Source organism: Paenibacillus sp. FSL P4-0127 (assembly GCF_038007325.1).
In the GTDB taxonomy this organism is placed as follows: domain Bacteria; phylum Bacillota; class Bacilli; order Paenibacillales; family Paenibacillaceae; genus Fontibacillus; species Fontibacillus macerans.
This window is the reverse complement of the sequence record NZ_JBBOWY010000002.1, coordinates 370069-386134: the sequence shown is the minus strand read 5'-3', so window position 1 is coordinate 386134 and position 16066 is coordinate 370069. Positions and strand designations below refer to the sequence as shown.

12 protein-coding genes are annotated in these 16066 nt (G+C 53.5%); 4 read left to right on the top strand and 8 right to left on the bottom strand.

Annotated features, from left to right (window positions below; genetic code table 11):
* Positions 1-61 precede the first annotated feature (61 nt).
* Positions 62-319 (bottom strand): hypothetical protein, encoded by a 258-nt coding sequence (locus NYE74_RS28225; protein ID WP_124333567.1) that lies wholly within the window; start codon positions 317-319, stop codon positions 62-64.
* Positions 320-585: 266 nt separating this feature from the next.
* On the opposite strand from NYE74_RS28225, the gene NYE74_RS28220 reads away from it, so the two are divergent.
* From NYE74_RS28220 to NYE74_RS28205, 4 genes are all read left to right on the top strand, one after another.
* Positions 586-1299, top strand: a complete 714-nt coding sequence (locus NYE74_RS28220; protein WP_341005370.1) for a polyphosphate polymerase domain-containing protein — start codon at positions 586-588, stop codon at positions 1297-1299.
* 3 nt (positions 1300-1302) lie between these two features.
* Positions 1303-2001, top strand: coding sequence for a DUF4956 domain-containing protein (locus NYE74_RS28215; protein ID WP_036626036.1), 699 nt, complete (start codon positions 1303-1305; stop codon positions 1999-2001).
* Positions 2002-2023: 22 nt separating this feature from the next.
* Complete coding sequence (locus NYE74_RS28210; protein WP_115311244.1) at positions 2024-4381, top strand: CotH kinase family protein; 2358 nt, start codon at positions 2024-2026, stop codon at positions 4379-4381.
* A gap of 541 nt (positions 4382-4922) precedes the next feature.
* Positions 4923-6098 (top strand): IS256 family transposase, encoded by a 1176-nt coding sequence (locus NYE74_RS28205; protein ID WP_316561863.1) that lies wholly within the window; start codon positions 4923-4925, stop codon positions 6096-6098.
* A gap of 446 nt (positions 6099-6544) precedes the next feature.
* Here NYE74_RS28205 and NYE74_RS28200 read toward each other — a convergent pair whose 3' ends face one another.
* The 7 genes from NYE74_RS28200 to NYE74_RS28170 form a co-directional block, all read right to left on the bottom strand.
* Positions 6545-8152 carry a response regulator gene (locus NYE74_RS28200; protein WP_227872970.1) on the bottom strand — a complete coding sequence of 536 codons (1608 nt, stop codon included), beginning with the start codon at positions 8150-8152 and terminating at the stop codon, positions 6545-6547.
* Between the two features lie 5 nt (positions 8153-8157).
* Positions 8158-9522 carry an ABC transporter substrate-binding protein gene (locus tag NYE74_RS28195; RefSeq protein WP_036626038.1) on the bottom strand — a complete coding sequence of 455 codons (1365 nt, stop codon included), beginning with the start codon at positions 9520-9522 and terminating at the stop codon, positions 8158-8160.
* Positions 9523-9560: 38 nt separating this feature from the next.
* Complete coding sequence (locus NYE74_RS28190) at positions 9561-11282, bottom strand: cache domain-containing sensor histidine kinase (RefSeq protein ID WP_036626039.1); 1722 nt, start codon at positions 11280-11282, stop codon at positions 9561-9563.
* Between the two features lie 86 nt (positions 11283-11368).
* A complete protein-coding gene (locus NYE74_RS28185; protein WP_036626041.1) occupies positions 11369-12232 on the bottom strand; it encodes a carbohydrate ABC transporter permease in 864 nt (287 codons plus the stop codon).
* Complete coding sequence (locus NYE74_RS28180) at positions 12229-13191, bottom strand: carbohydrate ABC transporter permease (RefSeq protein ID WP_036626043.1); 963 nt, start codon at positions 13189-13191, stop codon at positions 12229-12231. The genes NYE74_RS28185 and NYE74_RS28180 overlap by 4 nt, the downstream gene beginning before the upstream one ends.
* Positions 13192-13303: 112 nt before the next feature.
* Positions 13304-14659, bottom strand: coding sequence for an ABC transporter substrate-binding protein (locus NYE74_RS28175; protein ID WP_036626046.1), 1356 nt, complete (start codon positions 14657-14659; stop codon positions 13304-13306).
* A 184-nt stretch (positions 14660-14843) separates the two neighbouring features.
* The gene (locus NYE74_RS28170; RefSeq protein ID WP_326045691.1) at positions 14844-16025 is read right to left on the bottom strand and encodes a GNAT family N-acetyltransferase; all 1182 of its coding nucleotides are present in this window, start codon (positions 16023-16025) and stop codon (positions 14844-14846) included.
* Positions 16026-16066 lie beyond the last annotated feature (41 nt).

The window sequence follows — 16066 nt, the reverse complement described above, 5'->3', positions numbered from 1 at the left end:
TACTAGCGCGTAAGCACGGCTTCGTCCAGCTTCTTGCCGTCGGCGTCATAAGTTTTGTAGCTCAGCGAACGCTCGCTGACGATGATTCCGGCGAACATCCGTTTATTATTTTGAAAATGAACCGCATGAACTCGTTAAGTTTGGGACCGGCGGTGTTGGCCACGACATACACGGTCCCTTCCCCTGCGGGGACGTTTTTTCCGCTCCGCAATTCCTCGAACACCTTGATCCAAACCTCCGCTTTCGTACTGGTTGCCTCCACAGGCCGGGCCGGGCGGTGCATCGCCACGATTGCCCATGGCTTATCGTTCTTTTGCAAACCGATCGTTGCCTCCGCCAACAGTAAACCCTACGATAAACAGTCCGCGCCACATCTCCACACCTCGCATGCAAATGACTCCTTCCGATTCCCCTAAAGATAAAGCCACCTTCGCCGCTGTCAAAAATGCAATTCCCTAATTTTCACATTTATTAACGCTGTGTAAAAACATTCAGTTGATTTTCAGGTTTCCTTAAGTCAATTATCAGCCACTGCTGGTAGGATAAGTCAAGTAACAAGCGTCACATGAAAACGAGGTGCAGTTTATGAAGCAAAAGCTGATATTCCGCCACGAACTAAAATTCATGGTCAACCGCCACCAATATTTTGTGATTCGCCAAAGGTTAAGGGGTTTGGCGCAGCATGACGAGCATGCGGGCAGAAGCGGCGAATACCATATCCGCAGCCTTTATTTTGACGATATCGACAATTCGGCGCTTCACGAGAAATTGGGCGGCGTCCATGGCCGGCGCAAATACCGGATCCGCATCTACAATGGCCGGGACAACCTGATCCATTTCGAGAAAAAAATCAAGCAAGGCGACTTCATCGCCAAGGTGAAGGAGCCTTTAACCCGGGAGATGTACGACGAGGTCATGGCGGGCCGGATCGAGACGCTGCGCAACCCTGATAAACCGCTGTTGATGGAGCTGTATCATGAGATGAAGGATCGTCTCCTCGCCCCCAAGGTCATCGTCGATTACGTGCGCGAGCCGTTCGTCTGCCGTAACGGCAACGTGCGGATCACGTTTGACAAGGAGCTTAGGACAGGCCTGAGCGCCCTTGATATTTTTGACGCGGACCTGCGGGCCGTACCGGCGATCGACGACAACTTGATCATCCTCGAGGTGAAATACGACGGATACATCCCGGAATACCTCCGGGCGGCCCTGCAGCTGGAAGGGCTGCGTCAGCAATCGGCGTCCAAATACGTCATTTGCCGCAAATATTCGAAAACCAACGCATGGGAGGATTATTGATTTATGAATACAAACAATACGGGAACAACCAATTTTAGCGACATCGTTAAAAAATCGATTCTGGACAATTTCGCTTCGGACATCAGCATCTCCAAAATCATCATTACGCTGGGCGTTTCATTTCTGATCGGCTTGTTCATTTACATTTTGTACAGGCGGGTGTTCAGCGGGGTGTTGTACTCAAAAAGCTTTAACGTCTCGCTGATCGGTATGACGATGGTGACCGCGATGGTGATCATCGCCGTTAACTCCAACCTGGTGCTGTCTCTCGGGATGGTCGGCGCGCTGTCGATCGTTCGTTTCAGAACTCCGATCAAGGACCCGACCGATCTGATTTTCCTGTTCTGGGCCGCTGCGGCCGGGATCGTCGCCGGGGCCGGATTTTACACGCTGGCGGCGCTCGGTTCGGCAATCGTCGGCTTGATCCTGTTCCTGTTTATTAAGAGCAGTTCGCTGGAAACGCCGTATTTGCTGGTGGTCAATTGCGAAAACGACGAAAGCGAGCAGCTCATCCACACGCAGATGGGCAATCTGGTGAAACGGTACAATGTGAAGCAAAAAAACGTGACTCCCGGCAACATCGAAATCACGTTGGAGGTGCGCCTGCGCGACCAGGAAGGGAAGTTCATCAACCGGATCTCCGAGCTTGGCGGGGTCAAAAATGCCGTCTTAATCAGCTATAACGGCGACTACGTGGCGTAGGCGGAAAGCGGAGGTGAAGAGGATGAAGCGCAAAGGGACCCGGCTTCTGGCTTGGATCGGCGCCGCACTTCTGTTCTTCGGCCTGATCGCGGGCGAGGCCGTTTACAACGCCGGTGTATTCGCGAGCGGTTCCGGCGGCCTGGCCGGCAGCGGGAAGACGGCGGTTCCTGTGGTCTCGGTGGAGGAGCAGAAGCTGGATGAAGAAGTGTTTCCGAAAGACAAGGTCGTCGATGTGAAGATTACGATCGATGAGGACGATTTTCAGGATATGCTGGACAACGCCAGCGCCGAAGAGTTCAAAACGGCATCCGTCGACTACAACGGGCTGCATTTCGATAATGTCGGGATTCGCACCAAAGGCAATTTGAGCTTGCGCAGCGTCGTGCAAATGGACGATTCCGACCGGTACAGCTTTAAGCTTTCTTTTGACGAATATGTCAAACAAACGCTGGATGGCATTCAAAAAATCAATCTGAACAACAACTACAGCGACGCCTCCTATATGCGGGAGTTTCTGACCTATGAGCTGGCCGAGGAGATGGGGCTGCCGACGCCAAAGCATTCGTTCGTGAACATCTATATCAACGGCAAGCTGTGGGGATTTTACCTGGCTGTGGAGCAGGTCGGCGACGCTTACCTTGAGCGAAATTTCGGGAACTCTTACGGCGCCCTGTATAAAGGGGTAATGACCGGCAGCGGCAGCGATCTGCTATGGCTCGGCGACGATCCGGACGCCTACACCGGGCTTGAGCGGAAGTCGAAAACGACGAACGGCGACATTCTGATCAAAATGCTGGACGAGCTGAATAACGGCAGCAATTACGAAAAATACATCGATGTGCAGGAAGCTTTGGGCTACATCGCGCTGAATGTGCTGACGAACAATATGGACAGCTATATCGGCGGAAACAAACAAAACTACTATTTGTACGAAGATGACGGCGTCTTCTCCGTTCTGCCTTGGGACTATAACATGGCGTTTGGAGGAATGGGCGGCGGCATGGGCCGCGGTATGGGCCGCCCTGGCGGCAGAGCGGGCGGCGGGGATGACGCTGCAAATGCTCAGGCCGGCGGGGATGGCGCGGCGAATGCGCCGGCGGGTGCAGACGGTGCGAACGGCACAGCTTCCGGCAAGGACGGCGCCGCTGACGCCGAGGGAAGCGGCGGTGCCGGAGGCGCGGCTGCGGCGGGCGATGCTGCCGCAGGCGGCGCGACGGGCGGTGCTGCGCCGGGTGAAACTGCCGCAAGCGGGGCGGCAGATGGAGTTGCCGCAGACGGCGCGGCGGGCAGCAGCGGAGGCACGGCTGCCGAAGGAGGCAAACCAGCCCAAGCAGGGGCCGGGACTAACCGGAGCAGAAGCAGCCTGTTGATCGATGAGCCGACGCAAGGCGCCGTTTCCGAACGGCCCCTGGTAGCAAAGCTTCTTGCGGTCGATGAGTATAAGGCCTATTACCATGAAATTCTCCAGCAGGCGGTAGACGGCTTTTTGGCCAACAAAGCATTTAGCCAGCGCGTAGCGGCACTGTCCGAAATGATTGCGTCATATGTCAAAGCCGATCCTACGGCGTTCTACACATTTGAAGAATTCGGACAGGCCGTCACGCAATTAATCGCCACGAATGCCAGTCAAATAGAGAACATTTCGCAGCAGCTTGCCGGAACGATCCCCTCGTCCGGAGATGGCTCCGGCAGCGGCGGCGGCATGGGCGGTATGGGTGGCATGGGCGGTATGCCCCCTATGGGTGACGGCGGCATGCCCGAGGCGGGCGGTAATCCCGAAGCTGACCAAAATGTGCCGGGCAACAGAAACGCACAGGATGACCAGCAGAGCGATCAGCAGGGTGATCAGCAGGGCCAAACTCAAAGCGGACAAGGTGAACAAAGCAAAACCGGTGCATTCTCAGCCGCTCTGAGCGGCAAATACGGCTCTAACGCTCAGGGCTGGCAAAACGTCGAGCTCGCAGCAGCCAGCACGCAGAGCGGGCAAACCGCCGATACCTCTGCCCCCGATGCGCTGACGGATGGACAACCGGGGCAAAACGCTCAGGTTGGAGCCCCGCAGCAAGGTAACGGCGCCGCCGGCAACCAGGGGCAAGGCGGCCGGAACATGGGCGAAGACCGCGGGCAAAGCCAGGGCGGTTTTTCCGGCGGAGGCGGCCCGACGGGCGATGGTCCGATGGGCGGCGATGGTCCGATGGGGGGCGGCGGCCCCATGGGCGGAGGCGGTCCAAGGGGCGGCGGCCCGGGCGGTTTCGGCCAAGGGGCCGGAAACGGAAACGAAGCCGCCAACCGCATCGAAGCGATCCTCACTGGCGTTTCTCTGCTGGTACTGATCCTGTCCGCCACATTTATCGCCTTCTACCGGAGAAAACGGCTATGAGAAAACGTCGGCCAACGTAGCAGCTTAAAGAATATCGGTACGGGCTAACCCACGCCATAAAATTAAAAGGCAGCCTCATCCTGATCACATTCAGGTAGGGTTGCCTTTTTCACGCGTTAGATTTGCAGGCGTTAGGGGCGCAGCATTCACACTCACATTGGAAATATCCAATCAAGCTGCCGCATCTGCCATTTTATTTCCAATTGAATTGGATATATCCAATGAGAATATCGATATCTAGTAGACGATTCTGGAATTAACATTAGCATGATGGCAAGTGAAGACTTGAGAAAACGGCAAAATAGTCTATTGAAGATCTCGGGTGACAACATAAAGGAAAAAAAGGGCGCTATTTCCGCGACATCCCCTATGCTGCGTAATCATAGAGGAATTTTATGGCGTTATTTTCACGATTTAGTGGCAAAGGTCCGCCTTTCGGATGGCGTAAAATAAGTTGTGTAAGGACGGGTTAGTCTATCAAACGACAAAAAAGTAGGGTATGCTTGGGATTGTCGAAGTCACCAAGGAGGAACCCTACTCAATGACAACTATACAACAAAACTCGTTCGCAGAACAACTCGAAAATACAATGCAAAGTTTTCTAAAAGAAAAAATTGAAACTCTTTTAAAGGAGGAAATTAAAAATTACTTACAAGTAGAGCACCCGGAAGTGGCAAACAGCCGCAACGGATATTACAGCAGGAGCTGGGAAACCCGGCACGGAGTGATTCCGGATCTGCAAGTGCCGCGGGATCGCCAAGGCGACTTTCAGACGGAATTGTTCGCGCCTTACCAGCGGCGGGAAGCTTGGCTAGAGGACACGGTCATTCACATGTACAAGGGTGGGATGAGCACAAGAGACATCGCCACCTTCATCGAAAAAATGTTTGGCGCCCAGTACTCGCCAACGACCGTGAGCAACATCACGAGCACGGTGCTGGAAGACGTTGCGGCCTGGCAGGCTCGACCGCTGGCCAAGCGTTATGCGGTCATCTATCTGGACGGGATGTACGTGAAGCTCAAGCGTCAGTCCGTCGCCAGCGAAGTCATCTATATTGCCATGGGTGTCGATGAGGCCGGACACCGTGAGATCCTTAGCTTCAGCATTGGCGGCAAAGAAAGCGCCAACGGGTGGCGGGATGTCCTGCGAGACCTCTACAAACGTGGCGCGCACGAGGTGCTGCTGGGCGTATTCGATGGCTTAGCGGGACTGGAGGAGGCCTTCCGGGAAACGTATCCGCAGGCCGGCGTCCAGCGTTGCATCACTCATAAAATGCGCAACACGCTACCGAAAATCCGCGATAAGGACAAAGCGGATTTCGTGACGGACATGAAGACGATTTACAACGCCATGGATCGCGATGTCGCCATGGCCAACTTCGACCTCGTGCAAGCCAAGTGGGGCAAGATCTATCCGAAGGAGCTCGCGTCGTGGGAGAACGAGTTACCGGTCCTCCTTCGCTTTTACGATTTCCCAACGATGATCCACTATGCCATTTACACCTCGAACCCCATCGAGCGAACAAACAAGGAAATCCGCAAGCGGCTGCGGCCCATGAACAGTTTGACGAACATGGATGCAGCGGAGAAAATTATTTATCTGGAGGCTCTCTCCTATAACGAACGCTGGAGCAGCCGGGTGTTGCGTGGATTCGCGGATGCAAAAACCCAGCAAGCGCTCAAAAAAATGTTTGACGAAAAATATCCCCAGGCCTGAACCGATGCAGTCGCGTTAGCCAGGCGTGGCACACGAAGCACAGATAACAAGGACACTTTGACAACTGGAAATGAAAGGGAAATTTTTCAGGGGGGATCCCCCCTGAAGCTTGAAAACCAATGATATCCATTGTCCCAATGGATACCCTACTTCAAACCCTAAAAGATATTTACACAAAACTCTTGACGCTACCGCCTTTCGGCCTGTTCATCGAAAAATAAGACCCAAAATGTTCCCCTATGGTGATGAATAGGCTCAAATTCGGAAAATAAGACCCTAAAGTTCCGCTATTTCATGGGGATAATACTGTGCACAAGACTAATATAGTAGCACAACGCGATCCATGGCCCCCGTCCGCAGATAAGCCATATTATTTCCGGATCATTCTACTAGTTTCAGGTGCATTACTCGCAAATCTACTAATTCTGCTAAGTCCCCTAAATCTACTAAGCCCCCGCCTCCCGGAACTCGGTTGGCGTCATGCCGGTGACTTTTTTGAACACTTGCGTGAAATAACGCGGGTCCTGGTAGCCGACCATCGGCGCAACCTGGTACACTTTGACATGGCTGTTCTTGAGGATGAATTTCGCTTTCTCGATACGGCATTGGGTCAAGTATTCCAGGAACGTATATCCGCTCACCTGCTTGAACAGCAGGCAAAAATGGCTGATGCTGAGGCCGGCCAGCTCGGCAACCTCGTCGATGCTGAGGTCCTTGTGGTAGTTGCCGAGAATGTACTCCTGGGTTTTGCCGATCACATTCTGGACATTCTCCTTGGACGGGTTCTCCCGGCTGTCGGTAATCCATTTGCCGAAATTGCTTTTCAGCAGACCGATCATTTCATGCAGGGCGCCCAGGGAGTGCAGCTCCTGCAGCAGCCCTTCCAGGGGCCATTCCATCGATAAATTCAGATGCTCAAACTGGCGGTACAGCACTACCGTCAATTCCACGATCATCCGCTCGGCCATCTCCTTGGTGAACGCCTGATCTTCAATATACCGTTTCGTCTCGTCAAAAGTACCCAGCAGCCGCTCCCTGTCCAGTGTACGAATGCTCTCGAGCAGCGCCGCCTCCAGATGCTTCGGATATTTCGCTTCCCGGACCGCCTCCAGCCCCGAACCCGAACCGGAGTCGAGAAACACGCCTTCCCGGTCGCTGTAAAACCGCCGGTACAGCGCTTTGGCCGCGCTTTGGTAAGCCTCGCTTAACTGCTCCATCCCCGCCGCCAGCTGGCTGAACCCGATGGAACAGGACAATTTCGTGTTCATCTTGATTTGGCGGATGACGTCGCCGCCAAGCTCCTCCTTCTTCGCGCTGAGCGAACCCGGAAACAGCAGCACCCACTCCCCGCCATGAAAAGGAAATACCGTCAGCGCGCCGTTTGCCATCGACCATTCCCCCAAAATGTTGCGGATCGCAAACAGCCACAACCGCCGCTCTTCCGGGGTCCATTGCTCGTTCAATTTCATATAGTGGTCCAATTGGATGACCGCCATAAAATACTCCTGCGCCAGCTCGCTGTTCTCCAGCCAGCGCATATGCTGAATCGGGCTCTGCCCCTGATTGCCCTCGATAAACTCGGCAAACAGGCGCTCGCGCGCCAGCACCGACAAAACCTGGACGGAATGCAGCAGCTTGTCGTTCTCCATCTGCTTTTCCAGGTTTTTTTTGGCCCGCTGGATCATCTCGATCAACTCATCATGGTCGATCGGCTTCAGCAAATAATCGAAGGCACCTTCCCGCAGCGCCTCGCGGGCATATTCAAACTCCCCGTACCCGCTGATGAATATAAACAGCCGCTTGGGGTTTTCGGCCAGCACCTTTTTCATCAAAGCGATCCCGTCGATACCCGGCATGCGGATGTCGCTGATAATCATGTGCGGGGACAGCTCCCGGACGAGCTGCAGCGCTTTTTCCCCGTTCCGCGCTTCCCCGACGATCTCCAGGTTCAGTTCCTCCCAGGGTACGGCCACCTTCAGGCTGCGTAAAATGACCGGCTCGTCATCGACCAAAATAACCCGGTACTTCTCCGCCTTATCCAGCTTTGCTTCCACTTGCTTCACCTCCAAACCGAGTCTTCGGGGGCGGAGCTCCTGCGCAGCCGCCAATACTGTTCCGAAGTTTGTTGAATTTGCTCCAGCGCTTCATCCGGAGAATTTCTCCCGTCGATCATATCCCCCAGCACCTTCAGAAATGTTTTGTTGACCTCCGGAGAGAGGACATTATCGTAAGGCACAAAACTCGGCGGGCTCTGTTCCATCAACCGGGTAACCTGCGCGAATACCGGCCCCGTTTTTTTCGAATCGTAGGAAATCTTCATCGATGGAATCCGCAGCGCTTCGTAAACGATCCGCCGTTGAACCTCCTCCGTGTAAAAACCCCGCAGCAGCTCCTGTGCCGCCTTCAGCTTCGCTTCATCCAGATTGGAGGACAACCCGATCCCGATCGTGTATCCCCCGGCGAGGGATTTCTCCCCGTCCTGCGTCAAGGCGGGGAACGGGAGAACACCGACCTGGTTTTGGAATTCGGCCGGGGCTTTCCCGTTATGAAACAGATTGATGTCCCAGCTCCCGTTGAGATACATCGCCGCTTTCCCGCTGGTAAAAAGCTCGATGGCCTCTTCGGTCGACATATCGTTGGCCGGGATGCTGAACGCGTGCTGGTCAATCCACGCCTCCAAATGCGTAAACGCTTGCATATAGCCGGGATTGACAAAGCTTTGGTTCCCCTCACCCTTCACCAGATCATCGATCAGCTCGGGTCCCGCGTACCGGTCCATTAAATAATGGGCAAAAATCGCGGCCGGCCATCTTTCCTCATTGCCCAGCGCAAACGGCGTAATTCCGCTCGCCGCGATCACCCGGACCGCCCGGTTCAACTGGTCAAGTGTTTGCGGCGGATCCAAATGCAGCTCCCGGAAAATCTCCTTGTTGTAAAACAGCGGCTCCGCGTTCCCCTCGATCGGCAGCCCGTAGATGCGATCGTTAAATGTCCACAGATGCAGATCCTGAAACTCTCCCTGCAGCCCGTTTTCGTTCACGAAACCGGTCAGGTCCATCAACCGGTTGGAGCGAACGTACGGCTCGATTTCGGCGCCCCCAAACAACACGAACATATCCGGCGGCGTTCCCGTCACCATTTCGCTTTTCAGCTTCTGCTCGCGATGGACGGTCTGGTCCATCCCTTCAAAATTCACCTTGACGTTCGGATGCGTCCGCTGGAACTCGTCCACGACATCCTCGACGATGTTCAGCATCTGGCGGTCATGCTCCTTGATCCAAAAATGGCGGAACGTCAGCGTAATTTTGTCCGTCTGGCTCTCCTCGATCGGCTCATGCCCGTCGGCGGCGATGACCAGGACCGATACGGCAAGCACAAACGCGTAAACCACGATCCAACCCCAATTCAAAAACCATTTGCGCATGGCGGCTCCCCCTTCATCGTTAGACTTTCGCATAAAGCTCATTGAAGTATCTTCGGAATGCGGATGCGAATAATCGATCCGAATCCGGGAGAGGAACATATCATGATGCCGTAGTAACCGCCAAACCGGATGCGCAGCCGTTCGTGAACGTTTTTCAGGCCCACGCCGTTTTCCCGGTATTTTTTCAAATTGCCCCAGTCCTTGCTCCATAAATGCATCAGCGTATCCGAGTCAAAGCCCGGACCGTTGTCCATGACGTCGATCAAAATATCCCGCTCGCCTTCCCTGGCGGTAATGGAAATGATCCCGTTCTCTTCCATCTGCTCAATCGCGTGATACAGCGCATTTTCCACGATCGGCTGAACGATCAGCTTCTGGGTTTTGTAATACTTCAGAGACTCGGGGATTTCGATTTGGTAAGCGAATTTGTCCTCAAAGCGGAATTTCTGGATATCCAGATAATGCCGCACATGCTCCATTTCCATCGAAAGCGGGATCAGCTGCTGATTTTCGCTAATGCTGATTCTGAGCAGCTTTCCCAAGGACACGACCATTTTGCTGATATCCCTGTTCCCCTGCAACACCGCCAGCGAATTGATCGATTCGAGCGAATTGTAAATAAAATGCGGATTGATCTGGGCGACCAAGGCCTGCAGCTCGACTTCCTTTTTTCTCGCCTGTTCCGTCTGGACCTGTTCGATCAGCTCGCTGATTTGCGTGCTCATCCGGTTGAAGCCGTCGACCAGCAGATCCGTTTCGTCCCCGGCGCTCACCGTTGAGGTAATCGGTACGAAGATACCCTGCTGCACCCGTTTCATCCCGTTAACCGCGCCGATAATGCTGCGGACGAGCCGGCGCACGAAAAACCGGTCGAACAGAAACGCGGAGATCAAAGAGACGAGCACCAGCACGATGGCGATATTGCGGATGGACAGCGATTCCGAAGCGATTAGCTTGCTGGGGGTGATCGCTACCAGAAACCAATCTTTGTTATGGGAAGGCAAATAAGTGATCAGCGACTTCTCGCCCTGATATTTGTCCGTATAGTAGCCTTTTTCGCCCGAATCCCCCCGGGTCAAAAAAGGAAACTCCGTTTGTTCCCCAATATGTTCGCCGGACTTGTCAAAGACGATATTCCCCTGCTTGTTGACCAGCAGAATATCCCCCTGCTTTAACGTGGCGGCATCCCAAAATACCTGATCCAGAATATCGGGTTTGACGTAAATGACAACCGCGCCGATATCCTCCAGCGAATAGTAATCTTTAATCAAACGCGCTTGAATCAGAACCCGTTTCCCTGCGGAAGCCGAGCCGTTCTCGCCGGGGCCGACCCATACCGGACGGCCTTCGGCCGCTATCATCGCCGCATACCAGCTTTGTTTTGTTAATTCTTCAAAGGACATCGCTTCATTTAATTGATATTTAAGCTTGTCTTTCGAATACAGGCCGAAGGAGGTGATCATCGGATGGTTGATCAAATTGTTGATATCCTGTTTCTGCTCGTACGTCACGGCAAAGTCCGGCTGTTTCAGCAGCTTTTGAATGACCGGCTGCGTGATCGCCGAATTGGACACGGTCGCAACCTCGTTCAGCGCAAACTTCAATTTGCGGTCGGTCTCCAGCAGCGAAACCCAGTAAAAATTGCTGGATTTGTTCTCCATCGCTTTTGAAAAGTTGTAATACGATATCGACCCCATCAGGATTACGGGAATAAACACAAGAAGAATAATAGCCAGCAAGATTTTTCGACGGAGCTTCATGTTTGGTGTCCCCCTAAGCCTCTCCTTACTCTATTATTCTTCATCGTGTTATATATTCCTTGCCAAGTTAGCAAACTCTCGGCCCATTAACTTTTAATCGCCCCCGAGGTCAGTCCGGCGATGACCCAGCGGCTGAACAGCAGGAACACGATCAATAACGGCAGCGTCGCGGTAAAGGTCGCGGACATGATCATCCCGAAATCGAGCCCGTCCTTGTTTGTAAAGAGCTGCTGCAGCGCCAGCTGGAGCGTATAGTTTTCTTTATTTTTCAGCACGACCAGCGGCCAGAAAAAGTCGTTCCACACGTTCATGAAGTTCAAAATCCCCAGCGTGGCCATAGCGGGAGTGACGACCGGCATGGCGATGCTCCAGAAGATGCGGAAATGCCCGCCTCCGTCGATCCGTCCCGCTTCGATCAATTCGGAATGGACGGCGGAAGAGATGTATTGCCGCATCCAGAATATCCCAAAGGCGTTGACCATGGCCGGAACGATCAGCGCTTTGTAGCTGTCGATCCAATGCAGCTTGGCCATAATGACGTACTGCGGCAGCACGCTGAGCTGCGCGGGGACGAGCATCGTGGCGATGACGAACACGAACAGCGTTTTTTTCAGCGGAAACTCGTATTTAGCGAAAGCATACCCCGCCAAAGTGCTCAAAAAGACGACGGATACCGTGACCGCGGTCGAGACGACAATCGAGTTGAACATCGCCCGGAAAAATTCCGTGCGCTCCAGCACGCGGTCGAAGTTGTTGAAAAATTCCAGCCCCGGCGTCATCAGCGGAGGAATATGGAAAGCCGCATCCTTCTCATTGGTGGCGACGACAAACATCCAGTAGAAAGGGAACACGGACAAGACGGCCCCGATGACCATGACGATATAAAACAAAGTTTTGGCCAGAACGCCCGGATCATCAGGTTTTCGTTTTTTGATGGCAGTCGCACTCATGCCTTTTCCCCTCCCGTATCTCCGCCCATGCGGCTTGACACCATCATGTTAAGGAGCGAAAAAATAATCGTGGCGATAAACAGCAGCACCGCCGTGGCGGCCGCCGTTCCGAAGAACCCGTTTTTGAACGCCTCGCTGTACAAATACGTAACCATCGTGACGCCTTCCTGGCGCGTGGAGCCGGTGCCGCCTTGGCCGAGGAACACATACGGTTCGGTAAAAAGCTGCAGCGCTCCGATCGTGGATACCAGCGTGACGAAAAGGATAAACGGACGAAGAAGCGGCAGCGTAATGTTGATCAACTGCTGCCAGCGGCTCGCTCCGTCAATCCGCGCGGCCTCGTAAATGTCGGTCGGAATGCTTTGCAGCCCGGACAGGAAAATAATCGCGTTATAACCCATCCAGCGCCACATGACCATCGTGGAGATGGCGATTTTAACGCCCCACCAGCCCGAGTTGAACGGGACGCTTTCCAGGCCAAAGCTGTTCAATAACCAGTTGACCATCCCGTTGTTGCCGAACATCGTGCTGAACACCAGCGTAACGGCGACGATCGAAGTGATGTTGGGCATGAAATACAAAACGCGGAACGTGTTTTTGTATTTGTTGAGCGCCGAGTTGAGCATCACGGCAACCAGCAGCGCAACGATTAACTGCGGCACCGTCCCCATGAGGCCCATGAGGATCGTATTGCTGAAGGAGATCCAAAACGTCGGATCGGACGTAATCAGCTGATAGTTTTTGAAGCCGACATATTTCATCGGGCCCAGGGCGTCCCATTTAAAGAAGGACAAATAGATGGTGAAAAAAATCGGATAAAGGCCGAAAATCGCGAACAAAATAAAAAACGGCGATATAAATCCGTATGCCGTAAGCCGGCTCCGCCTCGTTTCGTTCCAGAACGTTTTTTTTCCGGGAGCGGGCTGGACCGGGCTTGCGGTAGCTGCTGTGTCAGCCATGGACGCACCTCCAAGGTGTGAATTAAGGGTAAATCCAAATTCGCAAGAGGGTATGTTCCCCCCTTGCGAATCGAGATGAGTGAATGGATTTCGTTACTGCTAATTGTTCGTATTAGCTGCGGTCAACCAGCGTTTTCGCTTGCTTCATCGCTTCGTCCCATTCTTTTTGCGGGTCCGCTTTTTTCTCCAGCACGTTTTTGAGCGCGTTTTTGATGATCGTGTCGACCTGGTCATGCAGCGGACCGTAGTAGACCGGTTTTACGCGTTCCGCCGATTTGGCGTACGCCTCGGCAATGACTTGGCCGCTGAAGAATTCGTCCTTGTCTTCACTGAATGCCGGTTCTTGATATACGGCCGGAATCGAAGGGAACAAGCCGCTTTCTTTAAACGATTTCAATTGATTGTCTTTGTTGACGAGCCAGGAAATGAATTCATAAGCTTCCTTCGGATGTTTGCCTTCTTTCGGCAGCGTCAGGAAGGAACCGCCCCAGTTGCCCGCGCCCTCCGGAAGTTGAGCGATTTGCCATTTGCCCGCGGAGTCTTTGGCGTTGCGGATCGTGCCTGCGATCCAAGCCGGGCCGAGCATAACGCCGAAATCGCCTTTGTTGATCGCGTTCTGCCATTCCGGCGACCACAGAATCCAGTTGCCGATCCAGCCTTCTTGAATGCCCTTTACTGTGAAGTCGTATGCTTTCTTCACTTGAGGATTCGTATCGCCGATGAAAGCGCCGTCCTCTTTGTTGAAATAAATTTGGTCCGGCGATTGGTCGCGCAAACCGTTGTAGACGAGGTCCGTCAAATCGGCAAACGGTTTGCCGGTTTTTTCCTTGAACTGCTTCGCCACCGTAGCGAATTTATCCCATGTATCGATGGCAGCACTGAAGCCGTCTGGATCGGTAGGAAGTCCGGCTTGTTCCGCCAAGTCCGTACGATAGTAAACGACCGTCGGCCCGATGTCCGTAGGCAATCCAAGTTGGAAGGAACCGTCGACCGAAGTCGCTTGTTTCCATTTCCAGTCGAGGTAGTTGCTTTCGATGTCTTTGGCGCCCAGATCATATAAGTTGTGGAACTTGTCTTTGGCGCTGATGAAACGTTCCATGAAGGCGATTTCCAACATAAAGATGTCAGGCGCGCCCGATCCGGCGGACAACGCCGTCGTCAGGTTGTTGTGGTGCGCCGTTTGGTCGGACGTGTTTTGGAACTTGATCGTAATGTTCGGATGCTCTGCCGTATACTCCTTGGCCAGTTCCTCGTAGTTGGTCGTCCCCAGCGACCAGAAGGTCAGCTCGATTTTTTCGCCGGTGCCGGTGCCGGAGTTCTCCGTTCCTCCGCCTTCATTCGTGGTCGCCGGAGGGTTGGCGCTGCCGTTGCTTGTCTTACTGTTGCCGCCCCCGCCGCCGCATGCGGCCAACAAGGACACCATCATGACCACAGCGAGCAGGATGGCCCACGGTTTCGATCTTTTCATTTCTTGTACCCCTTTCAATGGTTTTGCGGATTTTTCATTTTCAGTCTAACGAAAACGGATACATTTTTTGAGGAGGCAATATTGCGATTTGAGGTTTGAATTTTTCTGATTGCGGGAAAATTGCAGAAAAAAGACCGAAGGACGTGGGTTGTCCTCGGTCTTTGTCTTTTTTCTATATTACTTGTCAAAAAAAGTCCATTAAAGCCGTCGCGCTAACCGGGATTAGCTGCTCCAGCGTCTCCACATCCCGTTCCGGGCCGGTCAGGCGGCCGTAAGCATACATTTCGCGCGGTCTTTTATAACCGAGCAGCATGGCCGTCAAAGTTTGGATATCGCAAGTTAGACCGTCATCCACGGCGGTCTGTTCTGCCTTCACTAGCTGCCCGTGCCCCTCGCCATCCACTTCAAGCTTCCACGAACCGTCATTCCAAGGGGCAACCGCGTCGATGATCCGAAGATTGAGCCGAGCCGTTTGGGTTTGCGGGGCCGGGGCAACAAACGAATACTGACCGGCAAAAGCGCCGGCGTTGACGATCCGGGCCATAAAATACGGTACGATTTCCTGTTTGCAGCGGGGATCGTGCAGCATAAACGGCAGCAAATCGTCCGCAGGGACATGATCGACCACGGCCTGGGTCACCATCGAATCGTGATTGGCCAAATACGTCCACAGACCTTTTCGCGCCGTATCGTTTAGAAATACAAACTCGTCAACCAGCAGTTCCCTATTTTTTACCTGGTATATCGTATAACCTTCCGGTTCGCCCGTTTCGGAAAAATATACGGCCGTATGATCTTCGCTGCCGATCACCATTCTCTCCCACCAGTCGGTATCGCGAACGAGGGTACCGTTATATTTTTGGGCAAACTTATGGTAAATCCGGTTCAGCAGCTCGATGTCTTTAATGTCGCGTTTTACCGTCCCCTCAACTTGCGTTTTTGCCGGAAAATTGCCTGTGCTGATCGTATATTTTTTATAGTCTGTGTACAATTCCCAGCCGAATTTGCGGTAAAAAGGAACGGAAAAGGGATGCAGGCAGGACAACACCTGACCTTCTTCATTCATTCGGGCCAGCGCCTTGGACAGCAGCTTGCTGACGAGCCCGCCCCGGCGATTCTCCGGCCAGGTGGCGACGCCGGCGATGCCTCCCATCGGCAAAGCTCTCCCCTGTATGTAAATTTGCAGCGGAAGCAAAGTAAGTTTGGCCAGCAATTCGCCCCCCTCAAAAGCCCCCCAGGTCTGCTCGGGGTTAAACCGGGCCTTTTGTTTCTCCCGATCCTCCGGCGGCAATTTATACTGGAAGGCATATTCGGATAAAGTCAAACTGTCATCAAACTCGTCTGCGTTTAACTGTCTGATTTCCACAAACCCACCTCTTTTCCTTAAATTTGATTTTGCCGGTTTAG

Coding starts and splice junctions, on each gene's coding strand:
- NYE74_RS28195 (WP_036626038.1), bottom strand. CDS start 9,522: ATGCGCAAATGGTTTTTGAATTGGGGTTGGATCGTGGTTTACGCGTTT.
- NYE74_RS28180 (WP_036626043.1), bottom strand. CDS start 13,191: ATGGCTGACACAGCAGCTACCGCAAGCCCGGTCCAGCCCGCTCCCGGA.
- NYE74_RS28185 (WP_036626041.1), bottom strand. CDS start 12,232: ATGAGTGCGACTGCCATCAAAAAACGAAAACCTGATGATCCGGGCGTT.
- NYE74_RS28210 (WP_115311244.1), top strand. CDS start 2,024: ATGAAGCGCAAAGGGACCCGGCTTCTGGCTTGGATCGGCGCCGCACTT.
- NYE74_RS28220 (WP_341005370.1), top strand. CDS start 586: ATGAAGCAAAAGCTGATATTCCGCCACGAACTAAAATTCATGGTCAAC.
- NYE74_RS28175 (WP_036626046.1), bottom strand. CDS start 14,659: ATGAAAAGATCGAAACCGTGGGCCATCCTGCTCGCTGTGGTCATGATG.
- NYE74_RS28215 (WP_036626036.1), top strand. CDS start 1,303: ATGAATACAAACAATACGGGAACAACCAATTTTAGCGACATCGTTAAA.
- NYE74_RS28205 (WP_316561863.1), top strand. CDS start 4,923: ATGACAACTATACAACAAAACTCGTTCGCAGAACAACTCGAAAATACA.
- NYE74_RS28190 (WP_036626039.1), bottom strand. CDS start 11,282: ATGAAGCTCCGTCGAAAAATCTTGCTGGCTATTATTCTTCTTGTGTTT.